At 33.8% G+C, this 21,380-nt stretch carries 18 protein-coding genes and 2 tRNA genes; 11 read left to right on the top strand and 9 right to left on the bottom strand.

Going from position 1 to position 21,380, the window contains the following annotated elements; genetic code table 11:
• Positions 1-51: 51 nt before the first annotated feature.
• The 5 genes from EPI11_RS02540 to EPI11_RS02520 form a co-directional block, all read right to left on the bottom strand.
• Positions 52-867, bottom strand: coding sequence for a hypothetical protein (locus EPI11_RS02540; RefSeq protein WP_128388383.1), 816 nt, complete (start codon positions 865-867; stop codon positions 52-54).
• Positions 868-1,046: 179 nt separating this feature from the next.
• Positions 1,047-1,997 (bottom strand): S41 family peptidase, encoded by a 951-nt coding sequence (locus EPI11_RS02535; RefSeq protein WP_128388382.1) that lies wholly within the window; start codon positions 1,995-1,997, stop codon positions 1,047-1,049.
• Between the two features lie 93 nt (positions 1,998-2,090).
• Positions 2,091-2,891 (bottom strand): TIGR00266 family protein, encoded by an 801-nt coding sequence (locus EPI11_RS02530; protein WP_128388381.1) that lies wholly within the window; start codon positions 2,889-2,891, stop codon positions 2,091-2,093.
• A 76-nt stretch (positions 2,892-2,967) separates the two neighbouring features.
• Positions 2,968-3,357 (bottom strand): lysozyme inhibitor LprI family protein, encoded by a 390-nt coding sequence (locus EPI11_RS02525; protein ID WP_164879097.1) that lies wholly within the window; start codon positions 3,355-3,357, stop codon positions 2,968-2,970.
• Between the two features lie 173 nt (positions 3,358-3,530).
• On the bottom strand, positions 3,531-3,956 hold the full coding sequence (locus EPI11_RS02520) for a response regulator (protein WP_128388379.1): 426 nt from the start codon (positions 3,954-3,956) through the stop codon (positions 3,531-3,533).
• Positions 3,957-4,390: 434 nt separating this feature from the next.
• Between EPI11_RS02520 and EPI11_RS02515 the strand changes: the two genes are divergently transcribed.
• The 5 genes from EPI11_RS02515 (at position 4,391) to EPI11_RS02495 (ending at position 8,407) form a co-directional block, all read left to right on the top strand.
• Positions 4,391-4,855, top strand: a complete 465-nt coding sequence (locus EPI11_RS02515; protein ID WP_128388378.1) for a hypothetical protein — start codon at positions 4,391-4,393, stop codon at positions 4,853-4,855.
• 167 nt (positions 4,856-5,022) lie between these two features.
• Positions 5,023-5,481 (top strand): hypothetical protein, encoded by a 459-nt coding sequence (locus EPI11_RS02510; RefSeq protein WP_128388377.1) that lies wholly within the window; start codon positions 5,023-5,025, stop codon positions 5,479-5,481.
• 34 nt (positions 5,482-5,515) lie between these two features.
• Positions 5,516-5,980, top strand: a complete 465-nt coding sequence (locus tag EPI11_RS02505) for a hypothetical protein (RefSeq protein ID WP_128388376.1) — start codon at positions 5,516-5,518, stop codon at positions 5,978-5,980.
• 172 nt (positions 5,981-6,152) lie between these two features.
• On the top strand, positions 6,153-7,190 hold the full coding sequence (locus EPI11_RS02500) for a serine hydrolase domain-containing protein (RefSeq protein ID WP_128388375.1): 1,038 nt from the start codon (positions 6,153-6,155) through the stop codon (positions 7,188-7,190).
• Between the two features lie 80 nt (positions 7,191-7,270).
• Positions 7,271-8,407 carry a hypothetical protein gene (locus tag EPI11_RS02495; protein ID WP_128388374.1) on the top strand — a complete coding sequence of 379 codons (1,137 nt, stop codon included), beginning with the start codon at positions 7,271-7,273 and terminating at the stop codon, positions 8,405-8,407.
• A gap of 267 nt (positions 8,408-8,674) precedes the next feature.
• Here the strand turns inward: EPI11_RS02495 and EPI11_RS02490 are convergent, their stop codons facing one another.
• Positions 8,675-9,373, bottom strand: coding sequence for a pseudouridine synthase (locus tag EPI11_RS02490; RefSeq protein ID WP_128388373.1), 699 nt, complete (start codon positions 9,371-9,373; stop codon positions 8,675-8,677).
• Positions 9,374-9,577: 204 nt separating this feature from the next.
• Between EPI11_RS02490 and EPI11_RS02485 the strand changes: the two genes are divergently transcribed.
• Together EPI11_RS02485 and EPI11_RS02480 are read left to right on the top strand one after the other, a co-directional pair.
• Complete coding sequence (locus EPI11_RS02485; protein WP_128388372.1) at positions 9,578-10,453, top strand: DUF4238 domain-containing protein; 876 nt, start codon at positions 9,578-9,580, stop codon at positions 10,451-10,453.
• Positions 10,454-10,489: 36 nt separating this feature from the next.
• Entirely contained in the window at positions 10,490-11,656 is a 1,167-nt protein-coding gene (locus EPI11_RS02480; protein ID WP_128388371.1) for a hypothetical protein, read from the top strand.
• A gap of 221 nt (positions 11,657-11,877) precedes the next feature.
• Here the strand turns inward: EPI11_RS02480 and EPI11_RS02475 are convergent.
• The 3 genes from EPI11_RS02475 to EPI11_RS02465 form a co-directional block, all read right to left on the bottom strand.
• Positions 11,878-11,950, bottom strand: a tRNA-Met gene (locus EPI11_RS02475).
• 138 nt (positions 11,951-12,088) lie between these two features.
• A complete protein-coding gene (locus EPI11_RS02470; RefSeq protein ID WP_128388457.1) occupies positions 12,089-12,538 on the bottom strand; it encodes a KTSC domain-containing protein in 450 nt (149 codons plus the stop codon).
• Between the two features lie 145 nt (positions 12,539-12,683).
• Positions 12,684-12,756, bottom strand: a tRNA-Met gene (locus EPI11_RS02465).
• A 117-nt stretch (positions 12,757-12,873) separates the two neighbouring features.
• On the opposite strand from EPI11_RS02465, the gene era reads away from it, so the two are divergent.
• The 4 genes from era to EPI11_RS02445 all read left to right on the top strand — a co-directional run bounded on the left by era (position 12,874) and on the right by EPI11_RS02445 (position 21,119).
• The gene (gene era / locus EPI11_RS02460; protein ID WP_128388370.1) at positions 12,874-13,758 is read left to right on the top strand and encodes a GTPase Era; all 885 of its coding nucleotides are present in this window, start codon (positions 12,874-12,876) and stop codon (positions 13,756-13,758) included.
• 120 nt (positions 13,759-13,878) lie between these two features.
• Positions 13,879-15,189: a ribosome biogenesis GTPase Der gene (der, locus tag EPI11_RS02455; RefSeq protein ID WP_128388369.1), complete on the top strand. Its 1,311-nt coding sequence runs from the start codon at positions 13,879-13,881 to the stop codon at positions 15,187-15,189.
• Between the two features lie 191 nt (positions 15,190-15,380).
• Positions 15,381-18,200, top strand: coding sequence for an outer membrane beta-barrel protein (locus tag EPI11_RS02450; RefSeq protein ID WP_128388368.1), 2,820 nt, complete (start codon positions 15,381-15,383; stop codon positions 18,198-18,200).
• 84 nt (positions 18,201-18,284) lie between these two features.
• Positions 18,285-21,119: an outer membrane beta-barrel protein gene (locus EPI11_RS02445; protein ID WP_128388367.1), complete on the top strand. Its 2,835-nt coding sequence runs from the start codon at positions 18,285-18,287 to the stop codon at positions 21,117-21,119.
• The last annotated feature ends 261 nt before the right edge of the window (positions 21,120-21,380 follow it).

Here is a 21,380-nt window from a genome sequence, read left to right as displayed (position 1 = left end):
CGAAAGGCATAAAATAAATTATGCCTTTCGTTTATAGTGTACCATTATTTTTTATTTAAAGCTGACAGTCATTTCAAGATCGAATACCTCATTAAAATCTACATCTTTTACACCTTCATGTGTATCTCTCTTTCCGGTAACCGATATACTGGATTTACCATCAATAATAGGTCTCCAGCCTTCAGAAGTTATTATTACTCCTTTATGCCCCGCTTTCTCATAAAGCTTGTATTTAATATAATTGGTTTTATTTCCAGGCACTTTAACGATCTCAAAAGCAATATGGAACAGATCTGTAAGCTTGATCATTTTAGAGTTATAAGCGTCCATGCTGCCTTCTTTCTTAAGAGGCTCGATAACTCTTTTACCCACAACCAATTTTTTAATATCAAGAGTGTATTTACTGTTTGCAGGTATATCCTTTTGTCCTGTACCGGCCGCGATATAACCTGACTCTGCTTCAGCTTGCTTGATCGTTTTTGCTAATACTGCTTTAACCAATGGTATTTTAAAGGTAGTATTTAGCACATAATCGCGATTGTTGTAAAAATGAGAATCAGGGCATAATGAAAAACTTGTTTTTACATATTCATTAAGTCCTTTCCAAACCTTTACTTCTTTTTGACTTTTTTCACCATAAGCAGCGTAGAATACTGACTTTTTTAATTCACCTTTTTCACTAAATTCAAGTGCCGCCGTAATGATCTCGTTGGGTGTATGTTTTTTAATTGAATCCAGGTTTTTTGCTACAAACTGGTAGGCATTTACCTTGAGCTGTCTTATATCGCAATTGTATTCCTGACTAAAACCTTTTACTGTGGAAAGCAGTAAGAAAAATGATGTTACGAGCAATTGTTTTATTTTCATTCTACTATTTTATTTTTCAAGTTATTCCCTTTATCCGGATTTATGTAATAAACGCAAAGTACATTAATAATCTTATGTTACCTACGGCGGTATTTAAAACAGCATATCTACTATATACCCTACCTTAAACTGGCTAATGCTGCCCAAATGTACAAAACAAACACTCAATATATTGTTTACTAATTCTGTACTCTCAGCCATTCTATTGCTTCCTGGAGTACATTTTCGGGAACGACTACTTTATCCGGTTCAATACTATGTCCATATCGTTTCTTATTTCTGTCTGCAAATACAGCCACCGTAATCAACATATTAGAACCATCTGATAATACGAATTTTTGATTCGATGTAGATACACCATAGGTTTTATATCCAAAGCTTTTTGTTTTTTCACGGCCTTTAAAAGCTACTGTAAGTGCCTCGCCGGAACTTGCCGTAAGTGTATCTGTTAACACTGCCACAAACGGATTTAGCCTTTTAAGCCGATAGTACTCTTTTACCTTTATATCGCTATCCTCAATAGCGTCATAATAAAACTTGCCTTGTTCATAGTTCCATGAATGCATCTGCCCGTCAGGATATGCGGTATAGCCCAATATACCATCTCCCAGTATAGGCCCTGTACCTAAAAGCATAGGCAGCATATCACCGCCAAAATTACCACGTAAATCTACAATCCAGCCTTTAAGATTATCTTTATCTCTCTGTCTGATAGTCTTAAGTAAATCATCTACGTAAATTTGTTTTTGATCATTACTTCCCATGCAATACCTCACCCTAAGATAACCTATATCATTCGGCACTTTCTCGTCTGTCAGCATTGGAGGTGCTCCATTTTCTTCTGTGTTATCTCCTACAGCAGGCGCAAAATAACTATGCCCATCGCCTAATAATTTTATAGCAAGGTGTATTGCCGGATATGTTTCTTCAACAGTCTTTGCTTTATCTGCTTTAGCAAGTACCTTAGCCTCAAAAATAGGCCAATCAATTTTATTACGGTTTATGGAATTTGCCTTTAATATTGTTACCACTTCGTCAATATACGCAGCGGCTTCGGGAGAAATAGAATTATCTGTTGAAGTGGTTTTACAGGACAAAAACACAATAAAAAGGAGTAATAGTCTATACATTTTCACATAAGATTGATACTCAAATATACAAAACACATCATTCCTTAAACTAAAAAAGGGCCAAAGCCCTTTTTATTATTTTTTTATAAATATTTAAAACCTGTTATCCCCATCTAAAAGGTTACCAAGACCGCCCAGAATGCTACCCTCACCTCTTTGGTTCCCTCCTCCTTGTGGTGCAGATGCATATATTCTACCAGCCAGCCTGCTAAACGGTAAGGATTGTACATAGACAATACCCGGTCCGCGAAGTGTAGCATAGAATAAACCTTCTCCTCCAAAAACAGTATTCTTTATACCGCCAACAAACTCTATATCATAATCTACCGTTTGCGAAAAACCTACAATACAGCCTGTATCAACTTTAAGCACATCATCTTTAGTTAATTCTTTTCTGGCTAATGTTCCGCCAGCATGTACAAATGCAAGACCATCACCTTCAAGCTTCTGCATAATAAAGCCTTCTCCTCCAAAAAGACCTCGCCCAAGTTTCTTTGAAAACTCTATTCCAACCGATACTCCTTTTGCAGCACATAAAAACGCATCTTTCTGACAGATAAATTTTCCGCCGAACTCCTTAAGGTCAAGCGGGACAATTTTACCCGGATAGGGCGATGCAAAACTTACTTTACGCTTAGCATGATATTGATTATGGAAAACAGTCATAAATAAGCCTTCCCCTGTAAGCATACGCTTTCCGGCAGAGAATAATTTCCCCATAATACCTTCGGTCTGGTTAGAGCCATCTCCAAAAATCGTATCCATCTGGATACCGGTATCCATCATCATAAAACTTCCTGCTTCAGCTACAACAGCTTCCTGCGGATCCAGTTCTATTTCTACATATTGCATTTCTTCACCATAAATATGATAATCTATTTCGTGTGCCGGCATTTTTTAGGTTGTTTTGATTGTTATAAGAAATAAGTTGGCATTCTATAATTTTCGTTACACAGAAAAATGTTAAAAATTAATCAGGGTCAAAAGTTGCCATTTCATAATAGTTTTCCATTTCCAAAGCTCTTTGTTTAACAATAGCTGTAAGCCTGCCGGCATGAATAACTAACCATGCAGTACCATCCATATTCTTATAAAAAGTAGCAGCAAAATTCATTTCATTGTCCCTGTATTCCAACCAAGTTCGCTGCGAATCCCTAAGTTGTTTTTTTTCTACGGGCTTCAGTACTTCCATGAGTAATTTGTAATACTTATTCATTTCTTTATCCCAGGCAATACGTGCTGTATACTCACATTCAATCATTCCTGCCGTGGTCTGGTTTTCCAAAACCGCATGACATTGCTCAAGATCTGCATCTATAGCATGCTGCTGATAGGGCTTGTCCTGAGAGAAAGAAATCATAGAGTACATTGTAAAAGAAATCAAATAGGGATGCAGTCGCATAAACACATATAATTTTGTAAGATAAAGATAATGCTTTTCGATGTTCCTTATTATCGAAAATAGTGCTTTACAACCCTAAAACAAAAAACCCTCCTGAGTGGAAGGTTAGCATTCATCAAATAGTTAACGAATTATGGGGTTTTATTTAATTTCCAATAAGATAAAATATCGGCTATAAGTTTTTTATAGCCCGAAAAAGTTACAGGTTTTGCAAAATAACCATGTATAGATCTTTGAGTTGCCTTTTGTATATAATCTTCTGTACCGGATGTGGTAAGAAAAAGGTAAGGTACACAGCGTTCTCTTAAATCGGGGTCTTTACTAATCATATCCTTAAGTGCAAATCCGTCAACTTTAGGCATATTAATGTCTGACAGCAGTAAAAAAGGTGCTGTCTTTGTCGATTTCAGGTAATTAATTACTACAGAACTGTCTTCTATTACTATTAACCTGTTCTCATAATTATTTTCGGTCATTACCTGATCAAATGCTTCAATAAGGATCTCCCGATCATCAGCATCGTCTTCTATAAGTATTATATCTCCATCTGTTTTCATATTCAAATATATTTAAAAATTGAATAAATCATTCTCCTCCCTATCAAGTTGTAAGGGTTAATGTATAATGTTGATACATTTGGTTTTCATAAAAAAAACACAGGCATAGACAATGTAGCGCATGAAATCCATTATTTTACGAAAAATAAATAAATTTTTCAAAGCCCGTTTAATGAGTATTTCTTAATACAGCACTAGCTATTTCTCAATTATAGTATAATTTTTTATTAATAGTTTAAATGTAGATAATATGAGTACAAAACTAATGATTCAGGCAAATTATCAAACATCTGTCGATTAAATGCATATAGCATCTATGACCGTTCTACTTTATTTTAATTCTCTAAAAAATGCAGTTTAAACTTCTATTTATTTGTTAATTTCTATGGCTATTAAAAAAATTAAAATACTTTTATACCTCTATAACATATAACATGAAAAAAATAATTTATCTATTTGTAGCCTGCTGCATCAGCACTATAGCTACTGCACAAAAAGTTACCGAAAAAGATTTGCAGGGCACATGGAATCTTGCTGCATTCAATGCGAATGGACTTCACCTTGACATGGCAACAGGTACAGTAACGGTTTCTGAAGAATTAAAAAGCCAGCTTAGCCCTGAAATGATTGTAGAGCTAAACAATAGCGTTAAAGAAGGAATAGCGGTATTAAAAACATCCAGTGTAGTATTTACTGGAAAGAATACTAAGCAAAATATCGCGGGACAGGAGAAAAGCGGTACGTTTCTAATTAAAGAAATAAATGGCGAACAGTATATTGTTACTACCTATCCGGACGGATCGACCAGTGATACAAGTGTAGCTATTAAGGATAAAAAGCTATACATCTCCAAATCAGAACAAGGGCAAACTGCCGAACTTATCTTTAACAAAGGATAAAGTATTCCCTCAACCGGGCAGAAAACTATACTTAAAGAAGCCTTTTACGATAAAAGGCTTCTTTTTTTACTTATGTGCTACGCTTAATCAAAGTATGAAAAGAAATAATTTTTGTTATGCAAAACATACAGAAACCTTTTACGTTTACTACTGCACACACTAAAACTATGATAAAAAATATTTTCACATTTACTGCCTGCATATTCACACTACTCGCTTCGTCGCAAAAAATATCAGAACAAGAACTCCAGGGCAATTGGAAACTTACAGCACTTAATACTGCAGGTATAACACTTGATGTAGCTTCGGGTAAAATATTTTCCTCTAAAGAAAATGATGTAACCATTCCCCCGGATGCACTTGCTATAATTAAGGATAATATAAAACAATATGGTGAGTCTTTAAAAAACTCTTATATTACTATTACGGGCAGTGACATAAAGCAAACAATGGATGACAAAACAAAATTTGGTTCATTCACCATTAAAGACTATAAAAAGATACAGCTGATTTCTACTACATATAATGACGGCACTACCAGTGAAGTTCCTGTAAAAATAGTAAATGGCAAACTTTGCATAACAAACCATAAAAGCAAAAACGAGCTTATTTACAGCAAAGAATAAAACAAATCAATTCAATTAATATATACCAACAAAAATGAAAAAATTACTTTACCTATCTCTGGCTTTGTGCCTTTTAACAACTGTAGCCTCTTCTCAAAAGATAACCGAAAAAGACCTGCAGGGTAAATGGAAGCTTGCCTCTTTTACTGCTGACGGCGTTACATTTGACATAGAAAAAGGAGTAGTCACTATTAGTGAAGAAACAAAAGCAGGTCTTCCCCCCGAAGCTCTGGCACAATTAAAAAGCAATGCGGATGCTGCTATAGAACCTTTTAAGCAAGCGTATGTGATTTTTGAAGGCAATAAAGTGAAACAAACAATGGGCATGGAAAGCAATGAAGGTACTTTTACTGTTATTGAAAAAGACAAACAACAATATCTTCATGCAACATATGGCGAGATTACTGATGATGCTGGTGTTCTTATTAAAGATAAGCGATTGCATTTAACCATAAACGGTGACGGTGACGATGCTTTAATGATATATACAAAACAATAATAGCTTCGGTATTATACAACAAAGGCTCCCTTTGGAGCCTTTGTTGTTATTTATTTACACCTGATTGTTCAGCCTTAATCAATCTTAAAACTCCTTTTTTTTGGATGGCTCATCTTACAAGACTAAGTAAGTAATCACGGTTTTTTAGATTAAACAGATCTTTATATTATAAATGGATAGAATTAAAAAAAATAGAATTTTGCTTTTTGCAATCTTATTAATAAGTTACAATTATTGCTGCTGTCAATCCTCTAAAAAAGAGGTGCGTTTAGACAGCTTATTTCAAGAAGCAAGCAAATCAAAAATTTTCAACGGAAATGTTCTAATTTCCCAAAATGGAAAAATAATATATGAAAAAGCCTTTGGCCAAGCCGATGCAGGCGGCATCATTCAATTAAATAAAAAATATCGCTTTCATATAGGCTCAATAGCTAAAGAATTTAATGCAGTCGGGATTATGATGCTCAAAGAGCAGGGCAAATTAAAACTTGACGATACCATTTCTAAATTCCTGCCTGAACTTCCATCTTGGGCAAATAAAATTAAAATCATCCACTTACTTCAATACACAAGCGGTCTTCCGCAAATAAAATGGAATCAAGTTAATCAGGATTCCGACAATATGATGGAATTAAAAAAGACTGTATTTCTTGATTTTGAACCCGGAACGAAGTATGACTATAATAACAATAATGTGTTTTTACAAAGGAAAATCATTGAAAAAATAACTAAAATGTCCTTCAATGATTTTGTAATACAAAAAATGCTTCAGCCAATTGGAATAAAAAATGGAATTGTTGATCCTAATGAAAAAGAAAAACGCATTGCAAAATCGTTTAATAGTAACGGGAAACAGGATATTCTTAAATATAACATTTCGGGATGGACGGCATTAAATTTAAACGATTTTTATAAGTGGTCCGAAGCAATTAATTCATTTAAAATTATTAGTCCAGAATCAACGCTTAAACTTTTCACTCCGTTTACAAAAGGAAATCAAACCGGACTTGGAGAAGGAAGTATTCAGCTAGGTCGGGTAGTAAACCATATACACGATGGTGCTGCTTTTAATTATCAGTCCTTACTAATTAGCAATCCTAAGTACACAATTATTTTAATGACTAATAACAAACAGAATAATCTGGACGCAATTAGTTCTTCAATACAATCTATACTTGAAGGAAAAGTATACGATCCGATTGGAAACTGAGCTACTAAGTCTAAGTCCTTTTGCTTTCAGATTGAGTCTTTCAACTTCGATAATACAAAATAAAAAAAGATAATACAAAAATGAAAAAAACAATATTCTTACTTCTTACATTATTCATTACAAATTTTAACTATGCTCAAAACATATTACTTGACAGTTTAGTTCAAAAGAATGGTTTTCCTTTCCAAAATGATAAAAACATTTCATTTCAGGGAAAAGGATGGAATATTTTGCTAGACGAAATAAAACAATCTAATTCGGTTTTGTTGGGAGAAACTCATTTTACAAACGAAATTCCCTATTTCACAAATGCTATTATCAATGAGGTTAAGTTTGACAACTATTTTCTTGAGGTTGATCCTTATTCAGTAGATTTGATTGAAACAAAAATTAAATCTCTATCAACTGAACAGCTTAATTCTTTTGTTAAAGAATATTATACAAACTTTTCTTTTTTGCAGTATGAACCCGAATTTACTTTGTTTAAGAATTTAGTTAAACGTAATACCAAAATATATGGTGCCGAACAAATTAGCGTTTTTGCAGATCAGATGATAATTTCAAGTTTAAAAGAAACTTCGAAAAATAAAAAAATGATTGAGATATATGAGCAAATGCTTCATAATTCCAAACTGATTGCGTCTAAAGAAGGTTTGGAAAAATACTACCTGCTTTCTGAAGATTGCCTTCAAAAAATAGATTTGTTGTTGAAGTTAAAACTTTCTGACAAAGAGCGAAAACAAATTGAAGCATTAAAGTTAAGTAGAGAGATTTATACTAAAAGAAATCATCCCTTAAGGATTCAATTGATGAAAAACATTTTGCTACACCAAATGCCAGATTGGAATAACAAAAAAAATCTTTTCAAATTTGGTGCGGTCCATCTGCCAAAAGGGGAAACCATATTAACAAAAACTGATATATATGATATAGGCAGTTTAATTTCTAATATTGAAGAGGCAAATTTTAGGAAATCGTTACATATAATGCTTGTAGGAAAAGGAGAAGACGAAAATGACAACACTAGTTTTAAATCTTTTCTGAATGTGGCAAAAGATGATCAATGGTACTGTTTTGATTTAAGGCCTTTAAAGAAATCTATTTTACAAAACAAGCTAAAAGTAGATGATATATACTTATCGAGAGTTATAAAGGGTTATGATTATCTTATTTATATTCCTAAAGTAACTGAAAGTAAAGATATCTCGATAAAATAACAACGCACAACCGCCGTATGGCGATGTGGTGGGTTTAGGCTAAATTTGAAGATGGTTTTATACTTGGAAAATTTGTCAGTAACCGAAATTTGAGCTTTATTTAGTCCGCACTGCTGGCGCGAGCGTCCCGCTCGTGAACGCGACGAGATGTTGACAAAGAGGGGAGCTAAAGATAGTTAAAACAAAAAAGCTTCAGATTTCTCTGAAGCTTTGTCTTAGTAATGGGAAGCATTGAAATATCTAACCAGTTTTTTGAGGATTATTATTCTATTTATACTTACTCAAATCTAGATTAAGAATATTACCTATTCTGCTAAACTCTTCATTAATCTTTGCATTCAAGATTAGTTGTTCATTTTTTATTGGATGATTAAAAATTAACTGATGTGCATGAAGCATCATTCCTTTCAGGTCATAATTCTCCAACCATAATTTATTTTGTTTGTTACAACCATGTGGTCGACTTCCTAAAATGGGATGAAAAATATGTTTGAAATGTTTTCGTAATTGATGCATACGCCCCGTTTCAGGAATCGCTTCTACCAAACAATATCGTGACGTTGCCTTATTGTTAAATTCTAACTCAACTTCGGCATTTTGCAAACGGTGAAAGTATGTTATTGCATTTTGTTTAATGTCATCATCATTGATTAAATCATAATCAATCGTTAGTTCTTGGGGTGACCAACCACGTAAAATTGCTAAATATTTTTTTTGGACTTCGCGTGTAGCAAAACGATCATTCATAATTTTCAAAACCTCTTTATCCAACGCAAATAACAAAACACCAGATGTTTTGCGGTCTAACCTATGAACAGGATAAACGTGTCGCCCTCCTATTTGATTTCTCAATTCTTGAATAGCATAAACTTTTGCATCACGCGCATAAAATGATTTATGAACCAACAATCCACTTGGTTTATTAATTGCTATAATATATTCATCTTGGTAAAGAATTTCTAACATTTGGCAAAAATAAAAGAGATTACGATTAAAATCACTTTTATGATTTGTTTATTTCTATACTTCTCCCCACTCCTCGAAGTACCAACAGCATTCAACAGGTTTAAAATGCTTTTGATTATTTATAATGAAAAAATTATATATTTGAAAATAAGTAATACTTATCACACATATAAATAAGTTATATGACATTTTTAAATCCTGCTAATGGACAATATTTCCTCTAAACATCATTATCTTCCCGTTTTTTATTTGAAAGGATTCACAAAGGAATCTGGAAAATTTAAAATCTATAATGTTCAAAAAAAGAATTTTGCTCAAAAAGGAAAAGAATTTTCTCCGGGCTCATATTTCTATGAAAAAAATGCCAATACAGTTTTTAAACCTCAAGGCAATAGTGATTTCATCGAAAAGTCTTATTCTGATTTAGAAGGTAAAATATCTAAGATTATTAAAAAAATTGATTTAGCGGAAAGCGACACAAAGTTTGATGTAAATGAAGATGATATGCCAATGCTCAACACTTTTGCGAGTCTTATGTATTGGCGATTACCAAAGAATAAAAAAGAATTGGAGATAATTATCGAAAGTACACCCGCTAATCAATTAGGTTTCAATGTCCACAATGCTGACAATTCGATAAATCAAATTGCATCAGAAGAATTGAAAAACGACCCAGAATTTATAAAAGGTTATAGATTTCTGACTTCTTTATTTGATAGTGTTAGAGGACTTCATTGCAGAACTCCTTATACAATTATTCCTAAACACGAAGATTTACCTTTTATTTGCTCTGACAATCCAATCATTTTTGAAAAAGATGAGTTTCCAAATGTTTATGAAGATGATTATATATTTCCATTATCAGGAAAAAGATTTTTTGTAAAAACTGAAATCGGTAAAATGGACCCATATTTATGGATGTTAATCGACATTGTGATATATAAACAAGCTGTAAAATATGTAAGTTGCACTCATGAGGGATATCTTAGAATGTTGGACGATAATTTTGAAAAATACAATATTTCCTTAACAGAGCTAAAACAAATTATTTTCAAGAAACTAAGACAAAACGTCGCATAACAGCCGTTTGGCAATAATTGAAAAAAAAACATCTATATGAATTTAACATTTCCTTTTAGAAACTGGGCATATAATAGTTTACTTAAATTTTATAAAGTTGGCTTTATGGCAAGATTTTCAAAAGCCGAAATGAATATTAAAGAATGGGCTGATGAAGATTTTGATGTACAATTTTATCAAGACAGAATTCCTAGTTTTGAAAACGAGCTAATACAAATAATAGATACGACTACACAGGAAACAATCGATTATTACTTCAAAACTTTAGCAGAGGATTTAAACTATGCAAAACAATTATTAAAAGAAGATTACTTACTTGAACAAATTCACGAGTATAATAAAGAAAAACTTGAAAAATTTAACGAATTAGTAGAAACCAAAACTGAAGAATATTTTAAAAGCTCAAACCGTCAAAAAGCACATTTGGAACAATATGAAGAAACTATACATCCCTTTTTTGGAACTAGTAGTATGTTTTCAAGTGGTGCGAAAACAGTTCAAAAAACAAATTATAATTTTTACTGTATAGAAGACAAATTAGAATACATTGACCCAAAAATAATTGATGATTATCTTCCTTTTCTAAAAGAACAATTTGAATTATTAAAAGATGTTTCAAATAAATATGGGTTTTTATGGCAAGATGGAAAAATAAAATCTAAAGCTGGTGATGTAATTAACCTAAAAACAATTTTATTTTGCGAAGGAGATATTGATGTTACTCTTATTCAAAAAGCTGCTGAAGTTTTAAATAAGAATCAAGTTTTAGAAAACATAGAATTACGTTATCGGGGAAGTTGTAATAATTTAGATAAATTGTGGTCAATACTTACCGATAATAATTGGGAAACAGTACCACAGAAAAAAATTCTTTTATATGATTGTGATACTAACAGACCCGATGAGGATTTTGGTCATATTTACAGAAGAACAATACCAAAAATTGAGACAAATATAATTCAACGTGGTATTGAAAATTTATTCCCAAAAGAAACAATTGAAAAAGCTCTAGAACATAAAAAAGAGTTTGTAGATTTTAAAATTATAAGTGGAACTGAAAGAGGAATATCATATGAAAAGACTGAAACAATAGTTAATAAAAATGAAAAAAGAAATTTTTGCAATTGGCTATTAGAAAACGGAGGCATTGAAGATTTTAAACATTTTCAAGTAATATTCGATATTATTAAACAGACAGAATAAAGCAACTACTGCCAACATCTACTACAACTGATTTGGGCAATTGACTTAATAAGAAGTTAGTTTTTTATATTTGGGAGATTTGATAAATCCAAATAAAGAGCTTAATTAATACCAAATCATCCCCTCGTACTAACGCGAGCATCTCGCTCCTGAACGCAACAAGACGTTTCAAAAATGGTTAAAACAAAAAAAGCTCCAGATCTCTCTGAAGCTTTTCTTAGTAGCGGGAACAGGACTCGAACCTGTGACCTTCGGGTTATGAGCCCGACGAGCTGCCTACTGCTCTATCCCGCGCTGTTTCGGGTACAAAGATACAACCTTTTATTAGATAAAACACAATGAATACTGATAAAAGAGAACAATTCGCTGCTTTTAAGGCATAAAAAAAGGCTCCATATTAATGAAGCCTTTTTTAATTTTGTATCTATCTAATTATTCAGCGTTTGCAACAATTTTAACTGCGCTTCTGTATAAATAAGTTCCATAAATATGTCTACGGGCAAAACGCGCCGGCGACTCTGCATTCACCATTTTGATATAAATTGGCTTTGGTACACCAAAATACTCATAGCAGCTACCATCTACAAAGTTGATGTAAAGTGCCTGATTTTCCATGTAGAAATCTAAAATACCCGAAGTCGAAGTAGTTTTAGTATATTCTACCTGATTTTTCTCAGCCGTTTCCGGTGCAATACTTACCAAAAAGTGGTAAGCTTCAATGATCGCTTTACTTTTATCTTCTGCAGCAATCGTTTCTTCTGCAGTAGCAGCAGTATCAGGATGACAATCCTTCATGCTGTTTCTGTAAATTGTTTTTAACTCTTTTAGCGTTGCAGCTTTTGTAACGTCGAGTAATTTCCTGTACTCAACAATTTTCTTCATGTTCATAACTTCTCCAAAATTAAAAAACACTAGATTTTAGTAGTGTTCAGGGGTTTTTCATCAAAAGTATGCCCCGATATAATCGCTACATAACTTCCGTTTATAATAACAAAACCCACCAGTGTTATTGGTGGGTTTGTCTTAGTAGCGGGAACAGGACTCGAACCTGTGACCTTCGGGTTATGAGCCCGACGAGCTGCCTACTGCTCTATCCCGCGCTGTTTCGAGTGCAAATATACAACCTTTTATTACATCTGCAAGTGAAAAAAAGAAAAAAATGTTTTATTTCTACTATTGTCCTGATATGTCTACCTTTGCAGGATAATTATTTTTTTATGGCACACAAAGCAGGCTTCGTTAATATTATTGGTAACCCTAATGTGGGTAAATCTACACTCATGAACGCTTTTGTAGGTGAGCGTCTTTCTATTATCACCTCAAAAGCACAAACTACCCGTCACCGTATATTAGGTATCGTGAACGGAGAGGACTTTCAGGTAGTACTGTCTGATACTCCCGGTATCATTAAACCGGCCTATGAATTGCAGTCATCTATGATGGACTTCGTGAAATCGGCATTTGAAGATGCCGACATTCTTATATATATGGTAGAAATAGGAGAAAAAGAATTAAAAGACGAAGCGTTTTTTAATAAGATCATCCATTCTAAGATACCTGTACTCCTATTACTAAATAAAATAGACAAGTCGAGCCAGGAACAACTGGAGGAGCAAATGCAGCTTTGGAAAGAAAAAGTTCCTAATGCAGAACTATACCCAATATCGGCTCTTGAGAACTTTAATGTAAAAGAAGTTTTTAACCGTATCCTGGACTTGCTGCCTGAATCTCCTGCATTTTATCCTAAAGATGCACTTACAGATAAACCGGAACGTTTCTTTGTAAACGAGACTATCCGTGAAAAAATCCTTTTACACTATGATAAAGAAATACCATATGCTGTAGAAATTGAAACGGAAGAATTTATTGAAGACGATAACATTATCCGCATCAAAGCAGTGATAATGGTAGAACGTGATACTCAAAAAGGTATTATCATTGGCCATAAAGGTGCTGCTCTTAAACGAGTAGGTGTTGAAGCCAGAGCCGATCTTGAAAAATTCTTTGGTAAACAGATACATATCGAAATGTTTGTAAAAGTGAACAAAAACTGGAGAAATAATACCTACCAGTTGAGAAGATTTGGTTACAACAACAACTAGTTTTAACCTAACTTAACCATTTAATACACAGAAAACAGAGGTTCTAAGCAACTTAGTTACTCAGCTGCCTAGTAACTCTGCAACTTTATACGTACTTTTGCAAAAAATTAAAAATAAGGAATGAATAATATAGTAGCTATTGTAGGAAGGCCAAATGTAGGTAAATCTACTTTTTTTAACCGCCTGATACAGCGAAGGGAAGCTATTGTCGATTCTGTAAGCGGTGTGACCCGTGACAGGAATTACGGAAAGAGCGAATGGAACGGAAAAGAATTTTCGGTGATCGATACCGGAGGATACATCAAAGGATCTGACGATATTTTTGAAGCTGAAATACGCCGCCAGGTAGAGCTTGCCATAGATGAGGCCGATGTTATTATCTTTTTAGTAGATGTTGAAGAAGGTATTACACCAATGGATGCCGAGGTAGCAAAACTACTGCGCAAAGTAACCAAACCGGTTATGGTAGCTGTAAATAAAGTAGATAACTCCATGCGTGAAAAAGACGCTGTGGAATTTTATAACCTGGGATTAGGTGAATATTTCACTATTGCAGGTATGAGTGGATCTGGTACGGGAGACCTGCTTGATGCCCTTGTAAAATTATTACCGGATGCTGTTGCTCCTGATGAAAATGCTATTGCCCTGCCCCGCTTTGCCGTTGTAGGACGTCCAAACGCAGGAAAATCATCTATCATAAATGCATTAATTGGTGAAGACCGTTATATCGTTACAGATATTGCAGGTACAACCAGAGATTCTATCGATACTGCTTACAACCGTTTTGGATTTGAATTTAACCTTGTAGACACTGCGGGTATCCGTCGTAAAGCTAAGGTGAAAGAAGATCTTGAGTTCTACTCTGTAATGCGATCTGTAAGAGCAATTGAGCACAGTGACATTTGTATACTTGTTATAGATGCTACCCGTGGTTTTGAAGGTCAGGATCAAAGTATTTTCTGGCTTGCAGAGAAGAACCGTAAAGGAGTGGTAATCCTGGTAAACAAATGGGATCTTGTTGAAAAAGACACCATGTCAACCCGTGATTATGAAAGAAAAATACGTGAAGAATTACAGCCTTTTACCGATGTGCCAATTCTTTTCGTTTCTGCAATAACAAAACAGCGTTTAATAAAAGCTTTAGAAACGGCAGTAGAAGTGTTCGAAAACAGAAAACAGCGTATTGCTACTTCTAAATTCAACGAAACCATGCTTCCTATTATAGAAGCTATGCCGCCACCGGCACTTAAAGGTAAATATGTAAAGATCAAGTTCTGTATGCAGCTGCCTACAGCTACGCCACAGTTTGTGTTTTTCTGTAACATGCCTCAGTATGTAAAAGAACCTTACAAGCGTTTTCTTGAAAACAAAATGAGAGAAATATACAATCTGTCGGGAGTACCGATAGACATCTATTTCAGACAAAAATAACACCTCAAAAAACCGGAATTTACCTTCCGGTTTTTTTATGCCTTTTAATAAAATTAATGCTCCTATCACAGGTAGTAAGTCCTGTATTTATTAATTTTTAAAGGAATTATATATTTTCTTGTAAAAATCATACTAATGCTTTTAATTAGCTGTTCTTAAGGAATAACCTTACTAACCGTTAATTATTTATCATGCATAAGATTTTTACAATCTTCTTGTTCCTGTGTACAATAGTCGGCTATAGCCAGGATATTACCATTAAAGGTAAAATAACCGATAGTGATAATTTACCGCTGGAAGCTGCGACGATTTACCTTACATCTGTAAAAGACTCTACAGTAATAGATTATACCATTTCCAATAAAAATGGATCATGGGAACTTAAAACCCGTAAACTTACAAACCCTGTTCTACTTAAAGTTTCTTACGTTGGCCTTACTAACCACAAACAGGAGGTAAACTCTATTATAGAAGACAAGGATTTTGGTACAATTAAACTTGCCGATAAATCTACGGAACTGAATGAAGTGGTTATTCAGAGTGAAATACCGCCTATTCGAATAAAAAAAGATACCCTGGAGTTTAATGCCTCTTCGTTTAAAGTAAGACCGGATGCAAATGTTGAAGCCCTTATAAAAAAGCTTCCCGGTGTAGAAATAGATTCTGATGGAAAAATTACAGTAAATGGCAAAGAAGTTAATCAGGTATTGATTAATGGTAAACCCTTTTTTGATAAAGACGGAAAAATTGCATTACAAAACCTACCGGCAGATATTATTGATAAGGTACAGGTAACCGATACTAAAACAAAAAAAGAAGAGTTGGCAGGCCAAAAAGCTAAAGGAGATAATGCCAGTATAAATCTTACCCTCCAAAAAGACAAAAATAAAGGTGTTTTTGGCAAGATCATGGCTGGTTATGGAAGTAGTGACCGTTATGAATCCAGTGCGCTTATAAATTACTTTAAGGATAAAAGAAAAATAAGTTTCCTCGCATCGTCAAACAATATTAATTCCTCCGGCTTCTCCATGAATGAACTGTTTGACAGTATGGGAGGAGGCAGAAATATATCATCACTATACAATAGTGGAGTTATGAATAATGGTGTAGGCAGGGGTATCACAAAATCGGATATGATTGGAGCTAACTATTCGGATGAATGGTTTAAAGACACTAAAACTGATGGCAGTTATTTTTATACCAATTCTAATACCGAAAACCGCAACAGAACAGAAAGCATTAACTACCTCCCTCTTGGAGAAGATCCGGATAATCCAGGAGTTACCATCGATAAAAGCTACAGCACAAAATCACTATCGAATACTAATAATGACAAATTTGGGCATACGTTTACCGCTGAATTTGAAGTGAAAATAGATTCCACATCTACTCTAAACATTATCCCGAATTTTACAAGCACAAATTCCAAATCAAGTACTTCGTCCGAACGTTCTTCGGAAAGAATATCAGATTCAAGGCTGTTAAATAAAAGTACGTCAAACAGCTTTAGCGACAGCAATAATAGAAATTTCAACAATGAAATAAATTATCGTAAGAACTTTTCTTCCCGTAAAGGCAGGGGAATTAGTGTTGCTTTAGAAAATGAAAACAGCAAAAATGATGATAAAAACCTAAATAGGTCTAATACCATTAAGTACAAATATCCTAATGGTAATGCTGAAAGCGAAATAGATAACCGTGACCAGATACTATACAATAAACAGACTGATGACAATTATATTGCTACTATTGAATATGAAGAGCCTATAACCGATTCTCTAAGAATAACCCTGGGTACCATTTACAGTTTTAAAAAATCAGTGGAAAACAGAAACAGTTATGACTTTGAAGAAACAACAGGAAATTATTCAAAATACAATGATGCCCTTTCTAACATTATTGATTCAAAAACCGGAACAGTATCACCAAGAACAGGTATAAACTTTGAAAAAGGAAAATTTAATTTGCAATTTGAAGCTGGTACCGATATAATCTCATTTAAAAACAATGCATTTTACATGAATAATGATTATAATTTCAATAAAGTTTATATACTTCCTTCTGTTGACATAGATCTAACCTATAAGCCTGCAAAAGGTAAATCGATATCAGGAAGTTATACATACAGAATAAATTTACCGCAGTCACAACAAGTTCTCGAAGTAGAAGACATAAGTAATCCTTTGAATACTTATATAGGAAACTCTAATCTTGATCCTGCAAAATATCACTTTGTAACCGCAAGTTATCGCAATTACAACACGGCCAAACGTACAGGTTTCAATATCTATTTTAACGCAAGATATTATGATAATGAGATTGCACCATTTACTATAACGGATGAGAGTGCTAAAAATATTACTTCCTATAAAAACATCTCGGGGGCGATGTACAATAGCCTTAATGTTAACTGGAATAAATCTGTGAAAAGAGAAGCACATAGTTACAGATTAAACTTAGGCTTAAGCGGAGGTTATAATATTGATAAGGGATTTCTTAATGGAGAGTTATATGATACCAAATCGATTCGAATAACGCCCAGAGCAAACTTCACTTATGAGTATGGTGAAATTTTAACTATAAATCCTTCTTACAGCTTTACGTACAATGAAAGCAGTTTTAGCAATTATACGGTAAAATCTGCCTCAAACTTTTTGCACACTTTCAGCTTACAAACCACTACATACTGGCCTAAACATATAGTCTTTGGTAATGATTTTGGTTATACATATAACTCTAATATTGCAGATGGCTTTAAAAAAGACTTTTACTTATGGAACACCAGCCTTGGCTACAATTTCCTTAAGGACGAATTACTATTTAAAGTAAAAGTATATGACCTTCTAAATCAAAATACCGGAACCTCAAGAACTATCAGTCCTACCAATGTCATGTCGCAGGAAAACACTGTATTGAAACGCTACATCATGTTTTCGTTAACCTATAAAATAGGCAAATTTGGAGGCACAAACAAAAAAAGAGAAAATGGAAGAATGTTCCAGAGCTATTAAAAATCACTGCATTAGCACTTTTTAAATACTAAAACATTCAATTTCCAGTTATAAGTTTAAACTTACTAAAAATAATCTTCTTGTATGAAAAAAATAATTACTTTTTTTTTATTCCTATTTACCATGACTGGCTTTAGCCAAAACATTACTCTAAAAGGAAAAATTACAGATGATACTAATATACCGTTAGAGGCAGCTACCATTTATCTTACTACGGTTAAAGATTCATCTATGGTAGATTACACCATTTCTAATAAAAACGGAAGTTGGGAAATTAAAACTCGTAAACTCACAAAGCCTGTTTATTTAAAGGTTTCTTTTACAGGAATGGTCGATTATAAACAGGAAATTCTAATTTTGGAAGAAGACCGTGATTTTGGCACGATCAAACTTGCTGATAAATCTACCGAGTTGAATGAAGTAGTTATAGAAAGTGAAATACCACCTATACGCATAAAATCAGACACACTTGAGTTTAATGCTGCATCTTTTAAAGTAAGGCCTGATGCTAACGTAGAAACACTTTTAAAACAGCTGCCGGGTGTAGATATAGATGAAGAAGGAAAAATTACTGTAAACGGAAAAACTGTAAACCAGATTTTAGTGAACGGAAAGCCCTTTTTTGATAAAGACGGGAAAATTGCGCTCAAAAATCTGCCTGCCGAAATAATTAATAAGGTGCAGGTTACTGATGCTAAGACAAAAAAAGAAGAACTGTCCGGAGAAAAAGCAACCGGCGATAATGCCAGTATAAACCTTACAATCGACGAAGATAAGAATAAAGGCTTTTTTGGGCGATTTCTAGGCGGCTATGGCAGCGACAAGCGCTATGAAAGTAGTGCCCTTATGAATTATTTTAATGGTTCTAAGAGAATAAGCCTGCTGGCGTCGTCAAACAATATTAACAGTAGCGGCTTTAGCATGGATGACATATTTGGTAGTATGGGTGGAGGCCGAAATATGCCATTATATGCCAGCGACAGTGGAAATTTCTATATAAATGGCATGTCTTTTGGAGGTAGTGGTATTACCCGATCAAATATTTTTGGCCTGACTTATTCTGATAAATGGTTTAAAAAACTTGATCCGAATATGAATTATTTTTACACGAGTGCCGATAGTGAAAATAAAAACAGAAACCGATCAGAAACTTTTCTTCCAAATGATGACAAACCCGGTGAACCTGTAAATCCTTTAGGTAGAAAGATTATTACCGAATCTACTTCGAGTACTAACGATTTTAAATATGCACACAATTTTAGCACCGAATTTGAATTTAAAATAGATTCTACCTCAACCATATATTTTGCTCCTAAATTAGTGAAGGCAAACGCTAAAACAACCTCTACATCAAGAAGCATGACAAGTGACCAGGACAATAAACTCCTGAATAACAGTGAGGGTTCTTCTTTTAACGAAAGGGACAATTCTGCATTTAACACAGAACTGGTTTATAACAAATCCCTTAATAAAAGAGGCAGGTTCTTTAATGTTACAATGAGTACTGAAAACAAAATAGATGACGGAACACAATACAGTAAGTCCGACACCTACTTTTATGAAGATAAAGATGGTGATGGCAATATTGAAACACGAGCCGACCTGCGTAACCAACAGCTAAAGAACAGGATATCAAGCGACCTTTATAATGGGGAACTTGAGTTTTATGAGCCTATTGCCGATTCCCTTGGGGTGAAAATTGGTGTTAAGTATGAAAAACAGCGATCTTCAAACAACCGCGATGGTTTTAATTTTAATGAAACTACAGGTGGGTTTACTGACGTTAGTGAATTATTAACGAACTATGTAAGCAGTGATGCCAACACGTTTAATCCTTATGCAGGTATAACTATTGAGAAGAAAAAATACTCTTTCAGCTTTTCAGGAGGGACATCTATAATAAACTTTAAAAACTATGGCAGTTACATGGGCAGCAATTACAGCCTTAATAAGAATTATATGCTTCCGGTAGCCGAAGCAAGTTTTAGATTGAAAATTAAAAAAACACAGAGTTTGTACACAGGCTATAATTTTAGCACAAATCTTGCACAGGCCAATCAATTACTGCCTATAGAAGATTTGAGCAGCCCCTTATATACTACAATAGGTAACGAGAACTTAAACCCCGAAAAAACACATCGTATATTTTTTAGCTTTAACAATTACGACTTTGCAACACGTTCAGGTTTTTATCTTTATGGAAATGTACGCTTCACTGAAGATAAAATAACAACATTTACCGCTATAGATGCCAGTGCCAAACAAACAACTACCTATGGAAATCTTAATGGCACAATGGATACATGGCTAAGTGCAAGCTGGAATAAACAAATTAAAACCGAAAGTGGCCATACTTACAAATTTGACCTTGCATTGAGTACCGCATTTACCCTTAACAAGGGTATTACAAATGGTCAGCTTTATGAATCAAAAGAATATGACTTCAATCCAAAAGCAGGTTTTACTTATCAATATGGCGAGTTACTCACTATAAACCCTATTTACAGCTTTAGATACACTAAGATTGATTATAGTAATTATGTAATATCGTCTACATCAAATTATGTGCATAAAGTAGGTGTTCAAACTACAAGTTACTGGCCTAAAAAAATAGTTATTGGTAACGATTTTAATTATACGTACAATTCTAATTTAGGAAGCGGTTTTAAAAAAGATTTCTTTTTATGGAATACCAGTGTGGGTTATAATTTCTTAAATGACAAACTAATGTTTAAAGTAAAGGTATATGACCTTCTCAACCAAAATCTGGGTACATCAAGGTACATATCGGCAACAGGTATTTACGATAGCGAGAACACAGTATTAAAGCGCTATGTAATGTTTTCACTTACTATGAAGCTCGATAAGTTTGGGACTAAGAAAAAAGAAGAAAACCAATATCGTTTTTGGTCATTCTAAATTACTAAAAGGGCGCAATAGCAGAAATGGAAAATTCAATTTGCACACAAATAAATGTAGGCAAATTAAATGGGTGCAGATCATTAGGAAGTGCAGAACAAACAAATTAGGGCATTGTAAACAACATCTACAAAAACTTACTGTTGTGATGGTCCTAAAACAGGAGGAGCAGAAGGATGTTGGTATAAATTCAAAACTATCAATTTTTATTTAAAAAAGAGTTTTGATAAATCATTTTTACAAGGGCTATTCTTAACGAAA

The sequence above is a fragment of the Flavobacterium cerinum genome (assembly GCF_004028155.1).
In the GTDB taxonomy this organism is placed as follows: Bacteria; Bacteroidota; Bacteroidia; order Flavobacteriales; family Flavobacteriaceae; genus Flavobacterium; species Flavobacterium cerinum.
This window is presented reverse-complemented; position numbering and strand designations above follow the sequence as displayed.